The 3,806-nt window shown below is 69.6% G+C and carries 3 protein-coding genes; all 3 read left to right on the forward strand.

What is annotated here, in order from left to right:
- Positions 1-1,654, forward strand: a 1,654-nt coding sequence (locus tag ACFWF3_RS27655) for a protein kinase (protein ID WP_379316340.1), incomplete at its 5' end; no start/stop codon positions are given.
- Between the two features lie 53 nt (positions 1,655-1,707).
- On the forward strand, positions 1,708-2,682 hold the full coding sequence (locus tag ACFWF3_RS27660; RefSeq protein WP_379316342.1) for an NADPH:quinone oxidoreductase family protein: 975 nt from the start codon (positions 1,708-1,710) through the stop codon (positions 2,680-2,682).
- A 66-nt stretch (positions 2,683-2,748) separates the two neighbouring features.
- The coding region (locus tag ACFWF3_RS27665) for a winged helix DNA-binding domain-containing protein (RefSeq protein WP_379316344.1) at positions 2,749-3,806 on the forward strand (1,058 nt) is incomplete at its 3' end.

Below are 3,806 nucleotides of genomic sequence, written 5' to 3' on the forward strand. Positions count from 1 at the left end.
GGTGGTCGAGCAGATCGCGTTCGCGCTCGACGCCGCGCACGAGGTCGGCTTGGTCCATCGTGACGTGAAACCGGGCAACATCCTGCTCACCGGCAACCTGTTCGCCTACCTGGTCGACTTCGGCATCGCCCACACCGCCACCGACCCGCAGCTCACCAGCGCGGGCAGCGCGGTCGGCTCGATGGCGTACATGGCGCCGGAGCGGTTCGAGAGTGTGCCGATGTCGCCGTCGGTGGACACCTACGCGCTCACCTGTGTTCTCTACGAATGCCTGGTGGGCCGGGTGCCGTACCCGGTGAACAGCCTCGCGGGCGCGATCGGCTCGCATCAGATGGCGCCCGCCCCGCGCCCCAGCGCGGCCGACGCCACGCTGACCACCTTCGACCCGGTCGTCGAACGGGGCATGGCCAAGCGGCCCGACCAGCGCTACGCGACCCCCGTCGACCTGGCCCGGGCCGCCAGAGCGGCGCTGATCCAAGCCGAACGCTCCACTCCCGCCACGGTATCCGGGCCCCGGATCGAGATCACCGGCCCGCAGACACCGCCGAGCCGGGTCGGCGATCTCGCTTCCCCGCCGACAACCCGCGGCTCGGCGGTCATGCCCGCCGACTCGCAGCCACCGCCGACTCGCGACTCCGCGGCTCTTTCGCCGGATTCGCATTCGCCCCCGACGCGGAACTCCGCGGCGCTGTCGCCGGACTCGCGGTCATCCGCTACCCGGGATTCCGCAGCGCTGTTTCGTGATTCGCAATCGCCCCCGGCGATCTACGGCTCGGCGGCCTATGCGCCCGACTCGCACTCACCGGTGACGGCAAGGGGGCCGGTGTCCCGGCCGGGAGGGCAAGCGACCGGCGCCGGGCCGACCACTCGGGTCACGGGGCCGCAATCCGCCGAACCGTATTCGACGCATCGCGTGAGCGGCCCGCAATCCGCCGGACCGCAGCCGACACGCCGGGTGACCGGACCCCAACCGACAGGCGCGTATCGGGCAGCAGAGCACCAACCGACGGTCCTGCGCGCGGCACCCGGTGTGACCGGTCCCGGCCAGGGGAGTGGCTATACCCATCCGTCGGCACCGCTCCCGATTCCCCCGCAACGTAATTCGGCCACGCCGGTGCTGGCCGGTGCGCTGGGTTCGCTGATCGTGTTGGCGGCGGTCGGTATCGGGGTGTGGTTCATGATGACCGTCGACGACCGCCGCGATGTGGCCGTGCCGCCGTCGCCCGCGTCCGGCGTCGTCGATCCCTCGGTGATCGAGACCGTCAGCCAGACGGTCCCCACCACCGAACAATCGCCGATCACGACCACTGTTCCCCCGCTGCAATCGAGTGTCTCCGGCGCCGACGGCCAAGGTTTCCTGAACGCGGGCCCGCGGTGCAACGACAACGACGCCGCGATGTCCATCGCCCGCACCACCAGATCGCGTGTCGTCATCTGTCACACCGGCGACCAGCGGTATTACTACAAGGGTGTACGCGCCAGCGACGGTGCCGGGATCGAACTCGATGATCCGGTACCGAACGGCGGTGGCGCGTACACCGTCACCAACCCGACCGACGGCACGCAGTACCAGCTCGACTCTTCCGGTCTGACGATCATCAAGGCCGGTTCGGTGCTCGCCAGCGAGCCGGTCACCGAGTTCGCCCATCGCTGATCCCACCGGCGGGTTATGTTCGCGGGTGAATGTCATCAAGAGAGGTGTCGGAAATGCGCGCAGCCCAGGTCGGCAAGTTGGACGGACCGTCGGCGATCGAGATCGTCGATCTGCCCGAGCCGGTGGCCTATCCGGGCGGTGTGCTGATCGACGTGCACGCCGCGGGCATCGCCTTCCCCGACGTGCTGATGACGCGCGGTCTCTACCAGATGAAGCCGGGCCTGCCGTTCGTCGTCGGCGGCGAGGTGGCCGGTGTCGTGCGCGAGGCGCCGGAGGGTTCGTCGCTGCGCCCCGGTGACCGGGTGGCCGCGCTGACCATGCTCGGCAACGGCGTCGCCGAGGTGGCGGTCTCGCCGGAGCACGCGGTGTTCGCCCTGCCGGACAACGTCTCTCTCGAAGCCGGTGCGGGCGTGCTGTTCAACGACCTCACCGTCCACTTCTGCCTGACCAAGCGCGCCAGGATCGTCGAGGGCGAGACGGTGCTGGTGCACGGCGCGGCGGGCGGTATCGGCACCTCCACGCTGCGCATGGCCAGGGCGCTCGGCGCGGGCCGGGTGATCGCGGTGGTCAGCACGGATACGAAAGCACAGGTGGCCAAGGCCAATGGCGCCACCGATGTGGTGCTGACCGAAGACTGGCTCGCCGCGGTGAAGGACCTGACGGACGGTCGTGGCGTAGATATCGTCCTCGACCCGGTCGGCGGCGACCGCTTCACCGACAGCGTCCGTTCCCTGGCGGGCGGCGGCCGGCTGCTGGTCGTCGGTTTCACGGCGGGGGAGATCCCGACGGTGAAGGTGAACCGCCTGCTGCTCAAGAACGTCGAGGTCGTCGGCGCGGCCTGGGGCGAATGGGTGATGAGCCACCCCACCTACCTCGCCGAGCAGTGGGCCGAGATCGCCCCGCTGCTGGCGTCCGGCGCGATTCCCGCTCCCGATCCGGTGCTGTACCCGCTGGAGCGCACCGCCGAAGCCGTTGCGGCACTGGATAACCGGACCGCCACCGGCAAAGTGGTCGTGCGGCTGCGCTGACCGCGCCGGCTGTCACAGGTCGGCGGTACTGTCGGCAGGTCATCGCGGGTCGACGAAGGAAACCGAATGCAGCTGTCGAACAGAACACTCAACCGGACATTGCTGGCCCGGCAGCATCTGCTGGAGCGTTCGACGCTGACCACCGACCAGATGTGCGAGCACCTGGTCGGCTTGCAGGCCCAGGACGTACCGCCGCCGTTCATCGGCTTGTGGAGTCGGATAGCCGATTTCGATCCGGCGACGGTATCGAAGGGCCTCGATGATCGGTCGCTCGTGCGGATCACCTTGATGCGCGGCACGATTCACCTCGTCACGCCGCCGGATGCGTTGCGGATCGCGCCGCACATTCAGCCCGAGCTCGAGAAAGCCCCGTTCCGTCAGGGTTTCAACTACGGTGCGATGGTCGGCCTCGACCCCGACGAAGTGCGCGCGCACGGGGAGGCGGCGCTCGGTGACGAGCCGAAGTCGGCGGCTGACCTGCGCGCCGAAGCCGCCCGCTGCTACCCCGACCGCGACGCCGGTGCGGTCCTGCAGACCTGGCTGTATCAACTCCCCGTCCTGCAAACACCCCCGCGCGGCCGCTGGGGCGACAACAGCCGCCCGGTCTGGTCGCGGGTTCAACCCTGGCTGGGCGCCCCACTCGATCCGGCCTACCCGGTATCGGAGTTGATCCTGCGCTACCTGCGCGCCTTCGGCCCGGCGAGCACGATGGACATGCAGGCGTGGTCGCGCCTGCCCGCCATGAAGAAGGCCGTCGCCGAACTCGGCGACCGGGTGCGCACCTACACCGACGCCCGCGGCCGCACCCTCTACGACCCGGCCGACCTCGAACTCGCCGATCCCGACCTGCCCGCCCCGGTCCGGCTGCTCGGCTGGTACGACAACGCGCTGTTGTCCCACCAGGACCGCGCGCGGATCACCGGCGACGACAACCCGCCGACCCTGCGCGCCTTCGCCACCAATGTCTCGCCGATCCTGATCGACGGTTTCGCGGCCGGGGTGTACAAGATCTTCGTCAAGTCCGGAACCGCTCGCCTGCGGATCAGTCCGGCCCGCCCGTGGACGAAAACCGAAGCGGCGCAGGTGGAAGCGGAAGCAGGTGCCTTGCTCGCCTTCCTCGAGGC

The organism is Nocardia sp. NPDC060220, from assembly GCF_042727815.1.
Classification (GTDB): domain Bacteria; phylum Actinomycetota; class Actinomycetes; order Mycobacteriales; family Mycobacteriaceae; genus Nocardia.